16 protein-coding genes are annotated in these 22,004 nt (G+C 39.1%); 11 read left to right on the top strand and 5 right to left on the bottom strand.

Annotated features, from left to right (window positions below; all coding sequences use genetic code 11):
• The first annotated feature begins 23 nt into the window (after positions 1–23).
• The 4 genes from NSU11_RS17285 to NSU11_RS17270 all read left to right on the top strand — a co-directional run bounded on the left by NSU11_RS17285 (position 24) and on the right by NSU11_RS17270 (position 5,666).
• Positions 24–995 (top strand): sugar ABC transporter permease, encoded by a 972-nt coding sequence (locus NSU11_RS17285; RefSeq protein WP_034624582.1) that lies wholly within the window; start codon positions 24–26, stop codon positions 993–995.
• Complete coding sequence (locus NSU11_RS17280; protein ID WP_024423650.1) at positions 992–1,813, top strand: carbohydrate ABC transporter permease; 822 nt, start codon at positions 992–994, stop codon at positions 1,811–1,813. Before NSU11_RS17285 ends, NSU11_RS17280 begins: the two co-directional genes overlap by 4 nt.
• Positions 1,814–1,960: 147 nt before the next feature.
• Positions 1,961–2,911: a mannose-6-phosphate isomerase, class I gene (gene manA, locus NSU11_RS17275; protein ID WP_044333314.1), complete on the top strand. Its 951-nt coding sequence runs from the start codon at positions 1,961–1,963 to the stop codon at positions 2,909–2,911.
• 124 nt (positions 2,912–3,035) lie between these two features.
• Complete coding sequence (locus tag NSU11_RS17270; RefSeq protein ID WP_073207622.1) at positions 3,036–5,666, top strand: glucosaminidase domain-containing protein; 2,631 nt, start codon at positions 3,036–3,038, stop codon at positions 5,664–5,666.
• A 17-nt stretch (positions 5,667–5,683) separates the two neighbouring features.
• On the opposite strand, the gene NSU11_RS17265 is transcribed toward NSU11_RS17270, so the two are convergent.
• Both NSU11_RS17265 and NSU11_RS17260 read right to left on the bottom strand, forming a co-directional pair.
• Positions 5,684–6,874 carry a CDP-glycerol glycerophosphotransferase family protein gene (locus NSU11_RS17265; RefSeq protein ID WP_342493690.1) on the bottom strand — a complete coding sequence of 397 codons (1,191 nt, stop codon included), beginning with the start codon at positions 6,872–6,874 and terminating at the stop codon, positions 5,684–5,686.
• Between the two features lie 11 nt (positions 6,875–6,885).
• Complete coding sequence (locus tag NSU11_RS17260) at positions 6,886–7,656, bottom strand: WecB/TagA/CpsF family glycosyltransferase (RefSeq protein ID WP_024426277.1); 771 nt, start codon at positions 7,654–7,656, stop codon at positions 6,886–6,888.
• 359 nt (positions 7,657–8,015) lie between these two features.
• Here NSU11_RS17260 and tagD point away from each other — a divergent pair, with 359 nt between their 5' ends.
• From tagD to NSU11_RS17245, 3 genes are all read left to right on the top strand, one after another.
• Positions 8,016–8,405 carry a glycerol-3-phosphate cytidylyltransferase gene (tagD, locus tag NSU11_RS17255; protein WP_008343212.1) on the top strand — a complete coding sequence of 130 codons (390 nt, stop codon included), beginning with the start codon at positions 8,016–8,018 and terminating at the stop codon, positions 8,403–8,405.
• A gap of 97 nt (positions 8,406–8,502) precedes the next feature.
• Positions 8,503–9,969 carry an alpha-glucosyltransferase N-terminal domain-containing protein gene (locus tag NSU11_RS17250; protein WP_342493689.1) on the top strand — a complete coding sequence of 489 codons (1,467 nt, stop codon included), beginning with the start codon at positions 8,503–8,505 and terminating at the stop codon, positions 9,967–9,969.
• A 48-nt stretch (positions 9,970–10,017) separates the two neighbouring features.
• The gene (locus NSU11_RS17245; protein WP_342493688.1) at positions 10,018–12,297 is read left to right on the top strand and encodes a CDP-glycerol glycerophosphotransferase family protein; all 2,280 of its coding nucleotides are present in this window, start codon (positions 10,018–10,020) and stop codon (positions 12,295–12,297) included.
• A 146-nt stretch (positions 12,298–12,443) separates the two neighbouring features.
• Here NSU11_RS17245 and NSU11_RS17240 read toward each other — a convergent pair whose 3' ends face one another.
• On the bottom strand, positions 12,444–15,449 hold the full coding sequence (locus tag NSU11_RS17240) for a CDP-glycerol glycerophosphotransferase family protein (RefSeq protein WP_024423645.1): 3,006 nt from the start codon (positions 15,447–15,449) through the stop codon (positions 12,444–12,446).
• A gap of 309 nt (positions 15,450–15,758) precedes the next feature.
• Here NSU11_RS17240 and NSU11_RS17235 point away from each other — a divergent pair, with 309 nt between their 5' ends.
• Together NSU11_RS17235 and tagH are read left to right on the top strand one after the other, a co-directional pair.
• On the top strand, positions 15,759–16,586 hold the full coding sequence (locus NSU11_RS17235; RefSeq protein WP_024423644.1) for an ABC transporter permease: 828 nt from the start codon (positions 15,759–15,761) through the stop codon (positions 16,584–16,586).
• 19 nt (positions 16,587–16,605) lie between these two features.
• Positions 16,606–18,207, top strand: a complete 1,602-nt coding sequence (tagH, locus tag NSU11_RS17230; RefSeq protein WP_198456603.1) for a teichoic acids export ABC transporter ATP-binding subunit TagH — start codon at positions 16,606–16,608, stop codon at positions 18,205–18,207.
• A 27-nt stretch (positions 18,208–18,234) separates the two neighbouring features.
• On the opposite strand, the gene galU is transcribed toward tagH, so the two are convergent.
• Positions 18,235–19,116 (bottom strand): UTP--glucose-1-phosphate uridylyltransferase GalU, encoded by an 882-nt coding sequence (galU, locus tag NSU11_RS17225; protein WP_008343198.1) that lies wholly within the window; start codon positions 19,114–19,116, stop codon positions 18,235–18,237.
• Positions 19,117–19,385: 269 nt separating this feature from the next.
• On the opposite strand from galU, the gene wecB reads away from it, so the two are divergent.
• Positions 19,386–20,525, top strand: coding sequence for a UDP-N-acetylglucosamine 2-epimerase (non-hydrolyzing) (gene wecB, locus NSU11_RS17220; protein ID WP_151039816.1), 1,140 nt, complete (start codon positions 19,386–19,388; stop codon positions 20,523–20,525).
• A gap of 32 nt (positions 20,526–20,557) precedes the next feature.
• Here wecB and NSU11_RS17215 read toward each other — a convergent pair whose 3' ends face one another.
• The gene (locus NSU11_RS17215; RefSeq protein ID WP_024423641.1) at positions 20,558–21,478 is read right to left on the bottom strand and encodes a LytR family transcriptional regulator; all 921 of its coding nucleotides are present in this window, start codon (positions 21,476–21,478) and stop codon (positions 20,558–20,560) included.
• A 182-nt stretch (positions 21,479–21,660) separates the two neighbouring features.
• Here NSU11_RS17215 and NSU11_RS17210 point away from each other — a divergent pair, with 182 nt between their 5' ends.
• Entirely contained in the window at positions 21,661–21,984 is a 324-nt protein-coding gene (locus tag NSU11_RS17210) for a hypothetical protein (RefSeq protein ID WP_024423640.1), read from the top strand.
• Positions 21,985–22,004: the final 20 nt, after the last annotated feature.

The following is a 22,004-nucleotide window of genomic DNA, read 5'->3' as shown; positions in this document are numbered from 1 at the left end:
TTTTTAAAAAGGAGTGCAGTTTCATGCGCATAGACACATCGCCGATGACAAAAACACCTGTGCCCAAAGTCAAACGTATGCGGAAAAAATGGAATGGAGACCAGCTGCTGGCGCTGCTCTTTTTAGCCCCGTCAGCGGTTTTATTATTCATCTTTGTTTACGGTTTTATTGGCTGGACAGGATATGTGTCATTATCAAACTGGACCACACTTGTTCCTGATTTCTCTTTCGCAGGTCTTCGCAATTATGTCATGCTGTTTCAAGATTTCCGCTTTCAATCAGATCTTCGAAACACGGTCTTTTTCACTTTATTTTTTATTGGAGCGGTCATTGTCTCTGGTCTCGCACTTGCGATTTTACTAGACCAGAAGATCAAGGGGGAATCTCTTTTTCGGAATTTATTCTTCTTTCCGATGGCCCTTTCCTTCGTTGTGACAGGAGTCGTCTGGCAATGGATTTTAAACCCGTCAACTGGGGTGAATTTATTTTTGAAAACGCTCGGTATCCAGCCTAAATGGTACACGGATACGAACATATTGGCCGGATTTGTCTGGGGGAAAATTGAGTTTGGTGTACCTGCGGCCATGATTGCTGTTGTCATTGCAGCTGTTTGGCAAATGACAGGTTTCTCTCTGGCGATGTATTTGGCGGGTCTAAGAGGAATTCCAGAGGAAGTAAGAGAGGCTGCTAGAATGGATGGTGCAACGGAGTGGCAGATTTACTGGAAAATCATTTTCCCTCTTTTAAAACCGATTACTGCAAGTGTTGTTATCATCATGGCTCACATTTCTTTAAAGATCTTCGATTTGATTTACTCGATGACAGGGCCGGGTGCGAACTTTGTCACGGATGTTCCGGGCGTGTATATGTTTGAAATGACCTTTAGAGGAAACCATTATGCAGGCGGTGCCGCCATTGCGGTTGTCATGCTGATCTCTGTTGCGGTCTTTATCGTGCCATATCTCCTGTCGAGCCGGAAGGGGGCTTCATCATGACAGCCAGATGGTTTGTCCGTCCAGTTCTTTATGCTTTATTGATTTTGTGCAGTCTCTTTTTTCTGATGCCTGTTTATGTCATGCTCGTCACAAGCTTGAAGCCATTAGGTGAAGTCACCCTTGAGCGAATGTGGTCACTGCCATCTACTATCGATTTTTCAAGCTATCAAATCGCGTTTGAAAAGCTGGCGCCCAATTTAATGAATTCTCTTTATCTTGTCATTCCTGCTACTTTACTGTCAGCTGTATTAGGTGCAATGAATGGCTATGTCCTATCAAAATGGCGTTTCAAAGGATCAGAAGTCGTCTTTACGCTGATGCTGTTTGGGATGTTTATTCCATATCAAAGTATCCTGATCCCGCTCATTCAATTTTTGCGTGAAGTCGGATTGTATAATTCAATTCCAGGGCTTGTGCTTGTCCATGTCGTATACGGACTTCCGATCACAACACTCATGTTTCGAAATTTCTATTTGAGCATCCCAGATGAAATGATTGAATCGGCGAAAATGGATGGTGCAGGGTTTATCGGGATTTTCAGACATATGATTCTTCCGCTTTCGATCACAGGATTTGTTGTGGTGGCCATTTGGCAGTTCACAAATGTGTGGAATGAATTCTTATTTGCGGTCACAATGACCACTGCGGAGCATCAGCCGGTGATGGTTGCCTTGCAAAATCTATCAGGCAGTCAAATTGTGCAATGGAACGTCCAAATGGCAGGAGCGATATTGGCTGCGCTGCCGACACTACTCGTCTATATTCTTCTTGGAAAATACTTTGTCAAAGGGCTTCTCGCAGGCTCTGTCAAAGGGTAAAATATTTTTTGTGTTATCGTTTTCATTCGGTGTACTGAAAGGATTGACTTCTCTTTAGATAGCGTCATAATAAAAGTTGAGACTTACTAGTTTTCATCAAGCTAGGTAAGGATTATCAAAGGGTAGCAAAGGGAGGAGTCATCCTGAATGAAGCAGTCACCAATTTTTTTACTGCCTGAATTGAAGGAGAGAATATGGGGAGGTACAGCCTTAAGGGATCAATTTGGCTATGATATTCCTTCTGATCAAACGGGAGAATGCTGGGCAATTTCTGCTCATCCAAACGGACCAAGTGTCGTGCAAGACGGTCCATATAAAGGGAAAACGCTGATCGAACTTTGGGACAATCATAGAGAATTGTTCGGGGGGATAGAAGGCGACCGCTTCCCGCTGTTAACTAAAATATTAGATGCAAACCAAGACTTGTCCGTTCAAGTTCATCCAGATGATGATTATGCGGAAAGACATGAAAATGGCGAGCTTGGAAAAACAGAGTGCTGGTATATCATTGACTGCAAAGAAGGAGCAGAAATGATCTATGGGCACAATGCAAGAACAAGAACTGAGCTAGTCACCATGATGAATAGTGGAGATTGGGAAGGTCTTTTGCGGCGGGTGAAGATTAAGCCTGGTGATTTTTATTATGTGCCAAGCGGTACCATCCATGCGCTTTGCGAAGGAACGCTTGTCCTTGAAACGCAGCAAAGCTCAGATACAACCTATCGCGTATATGATTATGAACGAAAAGACCAGGATGGCAACGAACGTGAACTTCATTTTGCGCAAGCGATTGATGTCACAACAGTTCCTCATGTAGACGGGTATGCAGATGAATCAGTTGAAACACGCCGGGGAGTGACCATTCGTACATTTGTCGAAGCAGAATATTTCTCTGTGTATAAATGGGAAATTGATCAAAAAGTAGAGCTTACGCAGGATTATCCGTTTTTGCTATGCAGTGTGATTCATGGAGAAGGGTCTTTAGAGCATGACGGACACACATATCCACTGCCAAAGGGCGCTCATTTTATTCTGCCGGCTGAAACAGGAAGCTTCTCAATTGAAGGATCTTGTGAACTGATTGTGTCGCATATATAAGGAAAAGAGGACTTCGAGAGGGTCCTCTATTTTTCTATTGCATAAATGACTTGAAAGAGTACTTGTTTTTGTCGATAAAGAGATTAGTAGACTATTATGCAAAGTTAAGAGAGGGACAGGGAACGTGAAAAAAACCATCAAGATTATGTTACTCGCAGCTGCCTTTGGTATGACATTACACACGGGTAAAGAAGCGCAAGCAGCCTCCTATGTCGATCAATCCATTTATACGATGAACACCTCAAAGGTATTTACAACAGAAGCAGAAGTGAAAAAAGCAGTGGAAACACTAAAGAAAGACAAAAAGTGGACAGCCACTTATCAAACCTCAGGAACTACGTCGACCTATCAGCTCACTGCTTCAGGATATGAGTCGCAAGCAGCAGCGAATGCAAGTGCAGCTGCATTAAAAAAAGAAGTGGGCATGAGTGGTACGGTGTCTCCAGTAGGTGACCGCCTTCCTTTACAAAAGGTCGTATCTGACCCAGTCAATGATGAAAGTCAGGCGAAAAAGCTCTCACTTGAGCTAACAAAAACATCAGGGCTCAATAGCTCCTATGAAGTCATCAATCAAAGCAAACCTTCTTATCAGGTCATATCAGGAACCATTGATTCTGAAACGAAAGTGAAAAATATTCAAACTGAGCTGCAAAAGCAGGCAGGTGTCACCAGTACATACCAAACCGAAACGAAAGCTGGCACTGTGTATCAGCTGATTTCAAGCGGTATTGTTGGACAAAGTAAGGCGAATACCATTCTGCAAGGCTTTCAAAAGGCATCCGGCTTAACAGCAGTGCTTCAAACGGTGACAGCGGGTAAGCCGTATTACATCGTCACATCCGCTGCACAAGCGAACCAGTCGAAAGCACAGACGCTCCTTACCCAGCTGCAAAAAGAAGCAAAGATCAGCGGGAAGATTCAAAAGACTGGTGCCTTAAAAAATGTCTACAGCTTGGAATCAGGCTATTTTAAAGACAACAAACAAGCAGCTTCAGCTGCAGCTCAGATTAAGAAACAAACCGGTGCTGCAGGTGCTGTCCAGCGAGTGGGAAAAACAAAAAATTATATCGTGAAGCTCAATCAATTGAACGATACAGCTTACGGCAAAACGGTAGCCTTTTTCAAGAAAAAGAAATGGCGCTACACGTCCAAAAAGATTTCTTCCACACAGCCATATCAAGTCGTGACGGGAAACCTTTTAGGAGATGACGAGGCGAAAAAAGCAGCGGCTTTCTTCCAAAAGAAAAAAGTATCTGCGACAACGAAAAAAACAGGCAAGGTATCAGACAGCACGTATCGACTCGTCGTCAATCAAGCAGTGGACCAAGCGAAAGTGAATAAAGGTGCCGCCTACTTAAAAACGCAGAAGCTGACAAGCAGCATCAAGACAAGTAAGGGACAAGCTGTCAGCAAAACGTATAGTCTCAAGACAACGCCTGTATATGAACAAAGTAAAGTGAAGCAGGCTCAAGAGATCATCAAGAAAAATGGCATTGCCAGCAGTACAAAAACGCTGACAGAAGCGGTCAAGCAATACCGTATCACGACAGAGCCGACAGTGAATCAGACAAAACTGAATCAAGCACTCAGCTATTTGACGAAACAAAAAATGAAGGCCGCTGCTCAAAAAACAGGCGCAGCCGATTATGCTCAATATCAGATCAAAACAGGTGTCATCTCCACCGCTGCACTGCGTGACCAAGGCTTGGCATTTTTCAAAAAACGGAATGAAACCGCTGCGTATACAACAACAACGAAACCAACTTACAAAATCAACATTACGCAGCAATTTACAGGGTTACCAACTGTAAATGAAGCCATTGCATTTGTGAAAAGCCAATATGGCTGGACCGCCACAGCCGTAAAAATTAAAAATGGCCCAATGGTCATGCAAACGAACTACAACCTTACTGTCAATGAGATGGTCAACAAACAAATGAAGGTATCACCACAGACAGATGGTGCGGCCTATGTTTATGCACCATATGTAGACCAAGCCACATCGACAGTGAATACGGATGGCTTAAATGTCCGTTCTACACCTGATTCTAGCTCTGCAAGCAACATTGTGGCACAGCTCAATAAAGGAGCAAAAGTGAAACAGCTTGGGAAAGAAGGGAACTGGATCAGGATCAACCTCGGCTGGAGAAATGCAAGTGCAGCAGAGGTGCAAAAATATGTAGATCCAGCTAATATTGCCGAAGGCACGCAATCTTATTTTCAATTTCTGAAACTCTCTGAAGCTGCGAATCTCAATCCAGCAGAGGTCAATTCAAAGATTTTAGCAGGAAAAGGGATTCTTGCGGGTAAAGGACAAGCCTTTATTACAGCAGCAAAAACGTATCATATCAACGAAATTTATCTTATTTCTCATGCGCTGCTTGAAACGGGTAACGGAAGTTCCATTTTAGCGAATGGTACATTGTATAATGGAAAGAAAGTTTATAACATGTATGGCATTGGCGCATATGACAGCAATCCAAATTATCTTGGTGCAAAGTATGCGTATGAACAACAATGGTTCACGCCAGAGGCGGCCATTATTGGCGGAGCAAAATTCATTGGCAACAGCTATATCAATAATGCCACATACAAGCAAGATACAATTTATAAAATGCGCTGGTCGGCTGCAGCGACTCATCAATATGCAACAGATATTGGCTGGGCTTCTAAGCAAGTCACTCGCATGTATAGTTTGTATAACCTGCTTGATGACTATACGCTGTATTATGATATCCCGGTGTATAACAAATAAAAAAACGTCCGTGCTTCCTAATGAGAAGCCGGACGTTTTTTGTGTAAGAGCAGCTGCTGTTCAATAAATGAGAGGAGCTGCTGACTGGATTGTCCCTTTGAATATTGGTTCCATTCCTCAGCAAAGGTTTTGATTCGTTCTTTATTGGTTGATCCGTTTAGGCGCAAAAGCTCCTGCAAGAGTATGTCTTGAGTGACGCAAGCCTTACCAGGAATGATATTTTCATACCGATCGACTAAGCCGCGTTTCTCTCGATAAGTGTCTAAGTCATAAGTGAAGAACAACACAGGCTTTTCGAGCAGTGCATATTCAAACACAATGGACGAATAATCTGTCACCAGGACATCACAAGCACAAAGCAATGGATAGAGCGGCTGATCGGACACATCAAATATCCATTCACCGTCTGTTTCTGCTTTCGCCAAATGTTTGACCGCAGGATGAAGCTTGACGAGCAGAATATAATCGCCATTCAGCTCAGTTTGCAACTGCTCTTTTGAAAAAGGCAGCAGAAGACCGTCCATTGCAAAGTCTCGATAAGTTGGTGTATAGAGCAGGATCTTTTTCCCTTTTGGGATATCATTTAGCTTCAAGGAAGGCTGGTGCTGTTCGTAGTACACATCCGTCAGTGGTACACCAGTTGGTAAAAAGCAATCATCTTTGACCCCAAACGAGGTCTTGAAAATCTCACGCATGTGATCTGAGCCTGTCACAATGTAATCGAAAGACGCATAGACACGTTTGAAGCGTTCGATGTCACGGGGACTTCGTTCAGAATTTGAAGCATCTTCGAGCCCGAATTTTTTCAAAGCCCCATTGGCATGCCATACTTGAATACAGGTGGTAGAAGGCCGTTTTCTGAGCACACTCGTCATGAGAAAATAATTATCTGTCACGACAACCTTGCTTTTAAACATCGTATACAGACATTGAATGAGATGGAGAGGATTTTTTTCATGAAAATAGCGAAATGACAGATGAGGCTCGTCCTTTTCTATCGCAGAAGCATGCTTCGTATAGAGGACAGTAAGCTTCATTGTCATGTTCGCCTGTTGTTGATAAGTATGAATGAGAGCAGCCGCATTCTCTTGGAATGAAACAAGCAGCGTCACCTGGTTTTCACGAGGCTTCACGCCGCTCATCAGCCATCCAATGAAAGAAATAAAAGCTGCGTAACATGAAATCATCATTGAGCGTATATTCATCATTTTTCAGTCTCTCACAGCTGCTTCGTCTGATCCTTTACTTGCTCAGGATAGTAACGTTTTTTTCCTTTGCTTTCTTTTAATACGGCAAAAGCGTACTTAGGAATATTGAGCATTCGTTTCCATCTCCATGGATTCACAATCAATCTGTACAGCCATTCTGTATTTGTCTTAATCATCCAGCGTGGTGCACGCTTCACCGTTCCGCTAAATACATCAAAGCTTCCGCCTAAACCGATGCAAACAGCCTGCGGGAATAAATGGCGGTATTCGTAAATAAAGTTCTCTTGGTTTGGATAACCTAATGCAACAAACACCATATCAGGTTTCGAGCGCGCGATTTGCTTCGCTACGAAACGTTTATCTGCTTGATAGCCGTCACAGCTTCCGGCAAGGACCACATTTGGATATTCCGTATCAATTCGCTGTTTCACTGCCTCAAGCACTTCTTTTTTCGCACCATATAAAAAGATTCTTTTAGACTGCTTGTTTGCTAGATCAAGCATAGACATGAAGACATCAAAGCCGGCAATTCTAGACTTAAGCGGACTTTGGGTCATGCGGGACATCAATACGACGCCTACGCCATCCGGCAGTACATAATCCGCAGATGAGACGACTTGATGGTACGCATGATCCTTCATGACGGCATAGCCTATCTCTGGATTGACAGTCGCAATCATGGCGCCTCTTCTCTGAGAAATATGATGCTGGTTCATATAGCTGATAAATTCATCTAAGTCGCCGTTTACATAAGAAAGGTTAGAGACCACTTCTGTTTGCATTGTTTAGACCTCCTTTTTAACTTGTTATCTATGAACGTTCATTGTAAATTCATTCTTCGCCTACTCATCATTTTATCACAGATGCTCCATGAAATATTAACAATAACTTTACAAACCTTTAAATTTCATGACATTTTCATCATTTCATCTGGACGATCCTTTGTGAAACATTGATTCTTCGGACTTTTCCTCCTGCGCCCAATAAATTGGAAATAGTTTGTCTTTACATCCGCTTAACGTTTGGTGGGCGCTGTGATATAATGAGGTTCCGAAGAGCGAATCGAATATCACAGAATTACGGATAAATTACTGCACGAATGCAGTCGAATAAGGATTGAAGAAAGGAGTTTATGTTTGCAATGAAGAAAGTTATTACTTACGGTACATTTGATTTATTACACTGGGGGCACATTAAGCTGCTAGAACGTGCAAAGCAGCTCGGAGATTACTTAGTGGTGGCCATCTCTACAGACGAGTTTAATTTACAAAAATCAAAAAAAGCTTATCACAGCTACGAGCATAGAAAGCTGATTCTTGAAACCATTCGTTATGTAGACGAAGTCATTCCAGAAAACAGCTGGGATCAAAAAGTCCGTGACGTGCAAGAGCATGATATCGATGTGTTTGTCATGGGAGATGACTGGGAAGGTAAATTCGATTTCTTAAAAGAACATTGCGAAGTCGTATACTTGAAGAGAACAGAAGGCATCTCGACAACACAAATTAAGGAAGAAATTGCGGGACTTTAATAGATCGAAAAAAAGTACTTCTTATCTTTTGGTGAGAAGTACTTTTTCATGTAAAATACAATGAGCAAGTCATCATTATTTTTAAGGAGAGCTTCCTTTGTTTCAAAATTGGATGAAGAAAAAAGTTGAAGACACATTGGATCAATCTGAACAACATGAAACGATGGCATCAATGGACGTGCCTGATATGGACTATTACTTTATTGTGGGTGATGTGCCAAAACAGGATGAGAGCTTAACGAAGTCTTTAAAGACAAGGATTAAGCCTTTGGCTGATCAACATAAACGTACTGCAATTTTAACTTTAAATTACGATGCAAATGTGAAGGAACGTATTCACAGCTTGGAGGAGACATTTCCTAGCCAAGTGGACATCTTGAATGTATTTGAACACTACATCTTACCGGAAAGCGGAAGTAAAAGACGTTACTCAGAATTTATTGCTGGTGAATCGTCACATCAGATCAATGAAGCTATTTTTCCAGAAGATACGTCCGCGATTCAAGTGACGAGATATGAATTGCCTTCTTCTCCCATTTGTTATATTGATCAATATAATGAAATCCAGCAATTAGTGAAGAGGGAAGAATACAATTGGCAGGGCATTTTGTGCAGAGTACAAAGCTTTGTTCCACATACAGGTGCTCTATACTTAGAGGAATTAATCAATGACGAAGGCAGCATCTATATGGAGATCATTTATCCTGGTGATGCAAAAAAGAATCCAGTTCGGCATATTAATTGGTATAAAAAAACAGGAATTCAAACATTTACAAAGAAGACGGATATTAAACAATTATGGCTATCCAGCATTCAATCACAAAATGACCGTTTGAAACTGATGATCACAGAGGATCGTGATCAGGACCGCCACCTGTTTAAAATCGATCAGCCTGAAACAACCTATTACGCTGCATTTGTGCATCACGCACATTATGAAGAAGACCTGCATCAAGTCAATTCTCAATATGGAGAATTATTTAAACAAATAAGAAAACAGCAAGTGGATGCTGTCTTTTTTGGGGATACTAAACATAAAGAAGATGTCGAAAAACTATTGGGGGAACAAGCCTATTTTTATCTTGTTCCTTCTGACGAAGAGACTGTTTGGAATACGGCGATTCATCATATGCTCGAAAATCGTGAGCATAAAGATGAACTGAGAGGGATCGTTGACAGCATGAAATGGGTCTTGCGTGATCTAAGCTCTGAGCATCATGTTCTTCACCTTCAACTCCAGTTAAAAGGTGAAATGAGTCATGCGGATCATGTGCAAATTGATTTCGCAGGATATGATCGAGTGAATGGAGCTGAAATCATCTCTCAAACAATCGATGAGAACCATCAAGTCAGCTTCCCAATCGGCCATTTTCAAACAAAGAAAAACATTGAAATCAACCAAACGAAATTTGTGGATTTTTACATTCGTTTTAAAACAGAAGAACTTCAAGAGGTTTTGCAGCGTCTAGAAATAGAAGGTGAGCTGCTTACGAATAAACCATCGTCCATCGATGGATGGTCATATCAAACGAAACAAGGCAACTATTCTTGGAAAGTGAAATAGTGATATAACATAACGGTAAGATTTCTGAACAGAGGAGATTAACGATTAATGATTGAAGAGGGAATTCATAAGAAGAGTGTCGTTGAAGGGTTAAAAAATCATCATGAGAAACTAGAAATGCTGATTCGCATCAACGATGACATGCCATTAACAGATAGAGAATTTTATTTGTTTATGAGGGAGAGAGTTTCGAAACAAGAACTTTTCCTTCCGCTTGTTCATCAAGAAGAGAATCTATTCAAATTGGTATTGAATGAAGCATCGCTGCCGCTTGCGTTAGAGCAAGGCCAGACATATAACTTGTATGTCACGGACTATTTGAGCACAAACAAAGAAGAGGATGAGGACGAGCTTGAGGACTCAGCTTATGATTCTGATTCCGAAGAAGAGGAAGAAGAAGTAAAAGAAGCGGATATCAATACAGATATTGAATCTGAAGAGAAAACGTCAAACTATAAACGCCGTTTAAAAATGGAAATAGAAAAGCCTGAGCTGACCTTTTTAGAAAATAAAGACGCCATGCTGTGTATCATTCCATACCGTACAGACAAAGGGAATGCTTCTTTGAAAATCAAGCGTGAGCTAAAGGTTGTGAAATTCAATCATATCGAGCTCAACAAAGGATGTATGTTAGCTTTGTCTGGTTATGCAGGCGTTCTAAGTGCAGAACATCCGTATGAGATCAAAGAAGCAAAGCTTCTATTGAAGAAAAATGGTGAAGAACCAATTGAACATCGCTTTCCGGTTAATATTACCCATATAAAAGACGAAGTGATCGAATACCGTGATGATCAACATGTACCACAGCTTTATCAATTTTTAGCAGAAGTCCCTTTAGAGGAATTGACCTATTCATTAAACAAACGCTTTGTATATCGCTTCTATCTTGAATTTATCTGCGATGTAAACGGAGTAGAGGAAACATTAACAACCACTTCTTTAGTGCTTGGAGACCGCTCGAACAAACTCAAAGGACTTGTTCAAATTCATAAACGAAACGATGTACCGATTCGATATGAAGTGTACCGAAAGAAAAAAAGACAAACGCTTGGCATCCGTATTAATGATTACACAATGAAAACACGTGCCAAGTATTACGTCAAAAGCAAGTGGAAGAAATTCAAAAAGAAGATCAGTAAAATCAAAAAAGTCCGTAACCGTCTTGTGACAAGAACGTTTAAAACGACCTTTAAACTGGCGAGTAAGCTGTCTGTGAAAAAGAAAACGGTTGTTTTTGAAAGTTTTAACGGAAAACAATTCAGTTGTAACCCGCGTGGGATTTATGAGTATATGAAAGAACATCACCCTGAATATACGCTGATCTGGAGCGTTAAAAAGGGTCATGAAGCACCGTTTAAGGAAAAAGGCATCTACTATATCAATCGTCTGTCATTAAAATGGATCTTTGCGATGGCAAGAGCCGAGTATTGGGTCGTAAACAGCCGTTTGCCGCTATGGGTTCCAAAGCCAGATCACACAACATACTTGCAGACTTGGCACGGTACGCCGTTAAAACGGCTGGCAATGGACATGGACGAGGTGCATATGCCTGGAACAAACACGAAGAAATACAAAAAGAATTTCACAAAAGAAGCATCGAATTGGGATTATCTCATTTCTCCAAATGCCTACTCGACTGAAATCTTTACACGTGCGTTCCAATTCCAAAAGACCATGATTGAGTCAGGATATCCGAGAAATGACTTCCTTCACAATCAAAACAATGAAGAAACGATGAGAGCACTGAAACAAAAAATGAACCTGCCGCTCGATAAAAAATTGATCTTATACGCACCGACATGGAGAGACGACCAATTTTATAAAAAAGGGCAGTACAAATTTGATTTAGACCTTGATCTGCATGAACTCAGAGCTGCAATCGGAGATGAATATATCATCATTCTGCGTATGCACTATCTAGTTGCTGAAAACTTTGATTTAGGGCCGTATGAAGGCTTTGCCTATGACTTCTCTCATTACGAAGACATTAGAGACCTTTATATGATTTCAGATCTGCTCATCACAGATTACTCATCGGTGTTCTTTGATTATGCAAACCTCAAACGTCCGATGCTGTTCTATGTGCCAGACATTGAAACATATCGTGACAAGCTCAGAGGCTTCTACTTCGACTTTGAACAAGAAGCACCTGGACCACTTGTGAAAGAGACAGCAAGTGTCATTGACTGTGTGAGAGAAACAGAACAGCCAGACTTTACACTACCAGCTTCATTTGCACCGTTTTATGAGAAATTCTGTTACTTAGAGACTGGAGAATCTTCGAAGCGGGTCGTTGAAGTAGTGTTTGATAAAAAACATAATGCTTAAAATTCTTGCATTATTGTATGAACAAGATTTTGATCAAGAGACAAACACCTTTAAGTTGATTTCACTTAAAGGTGTTTTTTATCTCGATTAGTAAACAAAAAAAGCCAGTCGATTGTCTCGGACTGGCATCTTCAAAAAATAAATATTTAATTAGAAAAGTTTCTTTTGTGTATGTTTCTTTTTAGATGTCTTTTAATTGTCTTAAGAGCTTTGAGCGTTTTTCGAGATTTACTTTTTAACACTTTTACTTTTTTAACACTGATTGTGAAAATATAGTTACGGACTAGTGTTTGAATGGTCGCTATTTTTATATTTTGAAGAGTTTCTTTAGAAACTCTTGTTAAGGAAGCAATGATTGAGAAATCATCATCTTTTAAAGAAGATATTTCATTGAAAATTCTTTCGCAGTTTTTGTTATCAGTATACGTTAGAATTAAATCTCTTCTTTCTTCAACAAATAATTTTTCCCGGAAACCATTATGAATCGTATGAATAATCTCATTAACTAAGCTTGTTTGATCTTCTACAATTTCACCTAGGAAAGTTTCTTCCTTACTTCTTAAAATACCCTTATTGAAAAATTCTTCAAAATCAAAATGATAATATATAACTGGTTTTTTCATAAAACTGACATCAAATGACACACTAGAATAATCGGTAATAAGGAGAGAGGCTCTCATTAATAATTCTTGAACGTTTACTTCACCCAATTCTAAAATAGACACTACATCACTCTTATATTTGTTGAAATAAGAAATATATGGCTGCATTCGATAATGTGGATAAAATAAGAGTTTCACTCTATGTTTTTTTAATTCTTGAAGCAGTTTTTCATCTTTTAGAATCGAAATATACTTCTCGTAATAATCCGATTTTAAGAAAGTTTCTTCTGTATTGAGCCATTCTCTCCATGTTGGCATGATTAAAATCTCTCTATCACCATTATGATCTGTTGTCTTAGAATTAGCTAAATGATCAAATCTTGATAAGCCAGTCACCTTAACCTCTGATTCTTTGTAACCAAAATGATCCATCATCATTTTCTTTTCATAAACCGAGCTGACACAAACTATATGAAAAGGATATTGATAGAAAAATCGATGATATTCGGCTGATTTTCTTCCCATTACACCGTGTTGAAGAAAGATTCTTTTTGCTTTCTTCGTATGTTGATATTGTGGTATTTTAAATGGAAGGAAATATTCTAGATCATGAGAACCGATAAAGTGTGTAGCTTGCAGTGTTTTTTCAATATGTTCAGCTGAGCCAATGATCAGAACGTTTCCAAGATGTTCGATATTTCGAATATCTTTACTTCCTTCTTCGATAGCATAATAAACTTTCTTATCAGGATGCTTTTCTCTGCAATATTTGAAAAAGTGATAACCAGTATCTTGAGCAGTATCTGGTCTTTCTCCTATAATCCAAACTTCTTCTCTGCTTTCACTAATTTGATCCTCTGAAATAGAAGATTTAAAGGGAAGCACTTCTAGTTTCAAATTTCCCTTAGGTGTCGTTGACGAAAAATTAAAAATCTTATTATTATCGTTGCCTTTATATTTGATAATAGAAAGGTACTTGTCTTTCTTATAAGTATATTTAACAAACCCTAGACGTCTATTAAATGAAAATTTTTCTGTATCGAATCTTATAAAGAAATCCCAAACTCCTTTTTCTTCAGGAAGTGTGGATGTATCAAATAACACTTTGAACCCACAGTACGTATAGTCTTTCTTGTCCCGTTTATAATGATAAGCAAAAGTTAAGTCTCTTTTATTTTGTACGGGAATGGTTATTTCTTTTAAAGATGCGCGTTCTTTTAGGACTAATGAACGCTTAACAGAATCTGAATGAGGCATTTCTAAGCCTCTTAAGATAGCAGCGCCTTCAACTTTTAAGTAGTGGCCGCGTATTTTTTTGACTTGATAGAGATTTCTTACGGTTCTAGCTTTCCTAACTGTAAAACTCAAGTTTTGACTTGCAGTTCGGTGTAGTCCTACTTCAAAAGGCACTTTCTCAAATATATTCAGAACGTTATTCTCATCAAAAGTCAAAGGGGTATTTGTGACCTTGGCGAAAATAGTCTTCTCGCTTTTCTTATTTGTTAACAAAAAGAGCCAGTCAGATTGTTTCTGACTTCCTTCTTGTAAGGCTTCGATGATGCGTTTAAAAGGTATCTTTAAAATAAAATCTTCATCATTTATACGTTTAATTCTAGTTAACACAGTACTCTCTGTGTCTTTGTTATTTATCATATGAATTTCAGAAACATGATGATCTATTAATGCTAATTGTTCACTTGCTATAGATATTTTTGCAGTCATCGTTTGATTTTGAATATAGCTCTCTTTAAAAGAAACGAGTAGACTCTCTTGTTTGACATCTAATATCAAGCCACTATTTTTCTTTTTAAATTGACATTGAAAGAGATGATCAGCAGTCTTAAATGAATTTGTAGAAACCAATTTTTTTCTGTCTTTTATAAACGATCCTAGTAACTTACCCTCTACTTCTTCATAAAAATGCATTTGCCAGATACCCTCATATAAATTATGAAGGCCAAGTGAACTTAAATCTGCGTGTGCAGACCAAATTCCATCTTCTGAAATTGAATCAACAGGAAATAATATTTTATCCTTTGAAGGTACTCTATGAAGTGAAATAAAGAATTTCCTTTGATCTAATGGAGCATCAATGTCTAAAATGTTTGAAACACCATTTATTGTGAGAGTATAATTTTCAAGCATGAAATCAATCATATTGGTTTTGTATAAGTTTGTTCTTTTTTTAGCATTTAAAATTTCGAATGTTATTTTTGTTTGTAAGTTTTCATTGCTTGTTCTTTTAATTAATACAGCCAATTCTCTATGCAGAATCTTTCTTTGCCATTTGTGATGAACGGCATATTGCAGCGGAGTGAGTATTCCACCTTGATCTGCTACGAAGATACTGAAAGAAGAACCTTTTAGAGGGAGAATGTCTTTAGCACGTATTTCTGCTACGTAAAAACCATCTTTATTCTGCTGTAGAGGAAAATCAAATGATTGATTATCACGAATGAAATTTATTGTTTTTAGGTCTTTTTTATCATATGAATGTATGAACAAAGATAAGATAGAGTTACTAGTTAAAATACTTTCTAAAGAAACCATAGTCTCTCTCCTTAAAATCTAGTTAATAATCTACTTTTAATTAGTAAAAATAATACTGAATAACTATAATATGGATATTCAATTAATATGCTCTGATTATATAGTCAAGATAGTTTAACATACATTATTCTGAAATGTAAATATCATCCCAAATTTGCTTATAACCTATGATCAAGCAAATAATTCCTATACTTATGAAGGATAGCATCTTTGTTTTGTCTTTAAAGTGAAAAAATAAACAACATCTGTTACAATTATGAGCGGTGCTTTTAATTTTGGTGCTCAAAACTTTTGTTAAGGAAGATAACAATGAACGCAATGTTGACGATACTAAAGGAGCAAATCAGCTCATTTCCGCTGATTATGCGACTTGCTGTTTATGAAACAAAATCAAAATATCAGATGAATTATTTAGGTGTTTTATGGCAGTTTTTAAATCCATTGATTCAAATGCTGGCTTACTGGTTTGTTTTTGGTATGGGCATTCGCGGAGGACAGCCAATTGTCATTGGCGGTGTGGAGATTCCATTTATCATCTGGATGCTTGCCGGATTAATCCCGTGGTTTTTCATTAGTCCGACCATTCTTGATGGATCAAACAGTGTGTTTAAACGCATTAATATGGTATCGAAGATGAATTTTCCGATTAGTGCGCTGCCGTCTGTGGTGATTATGTCCAACTTGTTCAGCTACTTTGTCATGATGGGTGTCTATCTGATTGTGCTGATTTCCTATGGCATCTATCCTGACGCACATTGGCTGCAATATATATACTATCTTATTTGTATGATCGCGTTTATGTTTTCGTTTAGTTTGTTTAATTCCACGATTAGCGTACTCGTGAGAGACTATCAATTTCTTTTACAATCTGTGACACGATTACTTTTCTTTTTGCTGCCGATTTTTTGGAATATCTCAGAGAAGCTCACTGGAGACAAAGCGTGGATTGGGGACATATTAAAATTGAATCCTCTTTTCTACATTATTGATGGTTTTAGAAATAGTTTGTTAAAGGGAGAATGGTTCTTCCATGATGTCAAATACACACTTTATTTTTGGCTGATCACGCTTCTTCTTTTAACAGTCGGTTCATTGCTTCATATGAAATTTAGGGATAAATTTGTCGATTTTCTTTAAAAAGTAAGGAGATTATACGATGAAACTAAAGGTTTCGTTTCGAAACGTATCCAAGCAATACGTCCTATATAAAAAGCAGTCAGATAAGATTAAAGGGCTGTTTTTTCCTAATAAAAATGAAAAAGGTTTTTTTGCTGTTCGTGATGTGTCCTTTGATGTATATGAAGGCGAGACAATTGGTTTTGTAGGAATTAACGGATCGGGGAAATCGACAATGTCGAACCTTCTAGCGAAAATCATTCCACCGACAAGTGGTGAAATTGATATGGACGGCCAGCCTTCGTTAATTGCCATTGCAGCAGGGCTGAACAACCAGTTAAGCGGAAAAGACAACATTCGTTTAAAGTGCTTAATGATGGGACTAACGAATAAAGAGATAGACGAGCTTTATGAAAAAATCGTAGAGTTTGCGGATATTGGCGACTTTATTGACCAGCCGGTTAAGAGCTATTCAAGTGGAATGAAATCACGTCTTGGCTTTGCCATTTCAGCGCATATCGATCCAGATATCCTGATTATTGATGAAGCACTGTCTGTTGGAGACCAAACCTTCTATCAAAAATGTGTGGACCGCATTACAGAATTCAAGGAACAAGGAAAGACGATCTTTTTTGTCAGTCACTCTATTAGCCAAATCCAAAAAATCTGTGATCGGGTGGCTTGGATGCATTATGGTGAGCTTCGTATGTTTGATGATACGAAAAAGGTCGTGAAGGAATATAAGGAGTTTGTTGAGTGGTTTAACAAGCTTTCCAAGAAAGAAAAACAAAAATACCAAATGGAACATAAAGAAGGTAGAAAAGGCGTACAAAAGACGGAAAAGGTGTCTCGTTATCAAGAGAACGGAAAACGCCGCTCATTGTTCGGACCTGCATTTCAAGTGACAGTTTTAGCGGTCTTAACGATATTGCTAGCCTTATCGATGTTTTCAGATCGCCCGCTTCGTACATTGGCGACATTTGGTGCAATCCCATCAGATAAGACAGAAGCGCCTCAGTCGAAAAGCCCGCAGACCAAAGGAGCGCCTGATATGAAAAAGGTGGATCAACAGGCGATTGTCACGGCTGATCCCCTCAAGGTTTACAAAGACCAAGCCATGAAAAAAAAGGCCGATGTCACTTTGACATTTGGACAAGAAGTACAGGCTGTGGCTGAAAATAAACAAACCGTTCAAATTAAAACTGCGTCAGAAACGTATTTTGTTAAACCTGCTGCGCTTCAAAATGCAGAGAATTTAAAGTCATTATCCATTGGACCAGGACAGTTTAATTCCTATGTATCGCCTGCATCGGCAGGTTCGTATGAGTATTTACTTTCTTTCCTTGGAAAAGAAGAATCTGTGCTGAAACAGAGAATGCAAACGCTGAGTTCAGTGAAAAATGATCAAGGAGATACGATTGAGCGATTGACCACAGAGAAAACCGACTATGTCATTCAAAATGGTCAGGCAAACACGATTATGTTTCGCGACATTATGCCAATTTCTCCTTCTACACTTGGGCTGACAGAACAAAATGTCTGGATGAATGAGAAACGAACAAAGTTCGCAGTGAAGGGCGAAAACAACCTGTTTGTCATTGATAATGAACAGCATACACTGACTATTTCAGTCATTAAATAAAAAAGCTGCCGATGATGGCAGCTTTTTTTAATTCACTTCTTCTTTTTCGAGAAGCTGTTTCATAAATGGAATGAGTTTCTTTTTCAATTCTTCATCCTGAAGAGCAAACTCAAGCGTCGTTTCGATGAAGCCTTGCTTCTCGCCGACATCGTATCGTTTCCCTTCGAAATCATAGGCAAATACGCGCTGAATGTCATTCAGCTTTTGAATGGCATCTGTTAGCTGAATTTCTCCGCCTGCACCAATTTCTTGCTGATCGAGGTACATAAAGATCTCTGGCGTGAAAATGTAGCGCCCTAAGATGGCTAGGTTCGATGGTGCTGTTCCTTGCGGCGGCTTTTCAACAAAGTTTTTGACTTGATAGCGGCGTCCTTCTTGTGTAAGAGGGTCGATAATCCCGTAGCGATGCGTATCGCTGTCCGCTACTTGCTGAACCCCGATGACAGATGAAAGGGTTTTTTCGTATTCATCCATCAGCTGGCGAAGCCCAGGCGTTTCGGCTTGAACAATGTCATCACCTAATAAAACAGCAAAAGGCTCATCACCGATAAAGTTGCGTGCGCACCAAACGGCGTGTCCAAGTCCTTTCGGCTCTTTTTGACGTATGTAATGAATGTCAGCAATGTTAGAGGACTTTCTCACTTTTTCTAAAAGCTCGCTCTTTCCCTTTTCCTCAAGATTGCGCTCCAGCTCTGGTGCAAAATCAAAATGATCCTCAATGGCTCTTTTTCCTTTTCCAGTGACGATAATAATGTCTTCGATTCCTGATTCTACAGCTTCTTCAATAATATATTGAATGGTTGGTTTATCAACGATTGGGAGCATTTCTTTAGGCATTGCTTTTGTTGCAGGGAGGAAACGTGTCCCAAGACCTGCAGCTGGTATAATGGCTTTACGTACTTTTTTCAATGAACTTTGCACCTTCCTTACATATAAAAAAAATGATTTGGCTTCATTTTTCATCTTTCATAAAGTGTAACTTACAAATGATAGAAATGACAAATGATTTACGATAAATGCATGATCTGATTCATTATCTATTGTAAAGAGTTTGTGTAAATTTTTATGTTGAAAAGAGTAAAGGAGATGTAAAAATTGAAAATAGAATGATTAGGATTCGTTCCTATTCTTTTGTATAATACACTTATGATAAATGAGAAGGAAAGAGGCATCGACTATTGAAAACATTACATGTAATGACTGTATTCGGGACGAGGCCTGAAGCGATTAAAATGGCACCCCTTGTCCTTGAACTGAAAAAACATCCGCAAATCAAATCCTCAGTCACTGTGACTGCACAGCATCGGCAAATGCTTGATCAAGTGTTGAAAGCCTTTAACATTCGTCCGGATCATGATTTAAATATTATGAAAGAACGCCAGACATTATCCGAAATCACATCAAATGCACTCTTGAAACTAGATCAACTATTCCAAGAGGAAAAACCTGATATTGTCCTTGTTCATGGAGACACCACTACAACCTTTGCAGGAAGCTTGGCCGCATTCTACCACCAAATTTCGGTTGGTCACGTTGAAGCGGGTTTAAGAACACACAATAAATACTCGCCGTTCCCTGAAGAATTGAACCGACAAATGACAGGCACTATTGCTGATATTCATTTTGCTCCTACAAATGAGGCAAAGCAGAATCTTTTAATTGAAAATAAAAAAGAAGAGACGATTTGTGTGACGGGGAATACTGCGATTGATGCGTTACAAACAACGGTTACAGAACAGTATGAGCACCCTATTTTAGAGAAAATAGGCACAGATAAAATGATCTTGTTAACGGCTCATCGCAGGGAGAATCTCGGCCAGCCGATGAAAAACATGTTTAGAGCGATTAGACGTATTGTAGAAGAGTTTGAAGATGTTCAGGTTGTATATCCTGTACATTTAAACCCTGCTGTTCGTGATGCGGCTCAAACAGAATTCAGTGATCTTGATCGTGTGCACTTAATTGAGCCGCTTGAAGTCGTTGATTTCCATAACTTCGCTGCTGCCTCACACTTTATATTAACGGATTCTGGCGGTGTCCAAGAGGAGGCGCCTTCTCTTGGGAAGCCAGTATTAGTTCTGCGAGATACAACAGAACGCCCTGAAGGTGTGAAAGCTGGTACGCTGAAGCTCGCGGGTACAGATGAAGAGACCATTTACAACATGGCAAAACAGCTGTTAGTCGATCAGAAAGAGTACGACAACATGTCGAAGGCGTCTAATCCATATGGTGATGGACAAGCGTCAAAACGAATTGTCGAAGAGCTTCTCCATCGTTTTGGATTAAGTGAAGAAAAACCAGTTCCATTTCAATCATAAAAAAGAAGACTACATTTCTGTAGTCTTCTTTTTTACTGCTCCAAACTTTCCTTCAATTCCTTCTTCACATTCGCAAGGCTGCTGTCATCAAGCTGGTAGTAATAAATGTTATTGATACGTGTGCCTGATCCTTTCAACTCGTGCTGCTTCACATGCTGTCTTGCATCACGATAATCATTCATCATCGTCCACATATCATCAAATGACATGTTTGTCTTCATATTATTTTCTACGACTTTGAACATATCGCCGAATTTCGTAATAGATGAAATGTTGGCACCTTTTGCAATGATGCCTTCAATGACCTGACGCTGTCTTTGCTGACGTCCGAAGTCACCTTTTGGATCTTGCTTTCTCATTCTCGTATAGGCAAGGGCTTGATCCCCATTCAGGTTAATTTCTCCTGTACCAAATGAATGGCCGTCATAACTAAATGCAAACGTGCTATTTACTGTAATACCGCCAAGTGTATCAACAATATCTTTGAAGCTTTCCATGTTCACTTTGACAAAGTAATCAACAGGTACATCAAGCAGTTCCTCTACAGTATCTGCTGCCATTTGTGTACCGCCGAATGCATAGGAGTGGTTGATTTTATCCATTGTGCCTTTTCCGACAATCTTCGTATACGTATCACGCGGGATGCTCACCATCTCGGTCGTTTTCGTTTTTGGATTTACTGTCATGTATATTAATGTATCTGCACGGCCTCGATCATTTTTTCGTTCATCGACACCCATGACTAAAATAGAAATCGGGTCTTTCTTACTTAAATCGACATCTTTGTCACGCTTATCTGACTTCTTTAAATTCTCCTGAATGCCTGCAACGGTCGATGCTGCTGTGTTCCAAAGATGATATGCGTATCCGCCAGTTGCTAATACGAATAAGCCAATAATCGATAAAACAATCCAAAGAACCTTTTTCTTCTTTCTTTTTCTTTCAGCTCTCATAATGTCCCTCACCTTTTCTATGATTCTTCCATGATTATAGGTTTACGAATCTTGATAAACAAGTTATTTTTTTACTCTGAACCTAGATATAGACGTTGTAACAAAAAAAAGGTTTCAAAAAACCTTAAATTTACCTTAAAATAATAACTTATAAGACGATACAAAGACATGAGGTGAAAAAAATGAAGAAAATCGTCGTTTTACCGTTCTTAATACTGCTACTAGGTATCGTGCTCACAGCATGTGGAACGGCTGAGCAGTCCTCAGGAGAAAACAAGACAAGCAGTTCAACTCCTCAGGTACTGGAAGAGAAAGCTGAATTTATTGGAATGGCTGATGCACATACAGTCGAAGTGAAAAAAGTGAATACGACCCTAAGCTATGAATTTACGGATAATTTTAAAGATGTGTTAAATGAATTTAAACCAGGAGACACAGTAGAAATCTCTTACTTTATTAATGACAGTGGTCAAAAGGAAATCCAGAAGATTGAAAAACAGAAGTAAAAAAGATGGGCGGGATGAAC

It is taken from the genome of Bacillus sp. FSL R5-0712 (assembly GCF_038593285.1).
Lineage (GTDB): Bacteria > Bacillota > Bacilli > Bacillales > Bacillaceae > Bacillus > Bacillus safensis.
Note: the sequence above shows the minus strand (reverse complement) of the source record. Positions and strands in the feature narration are given on the sequence as shown.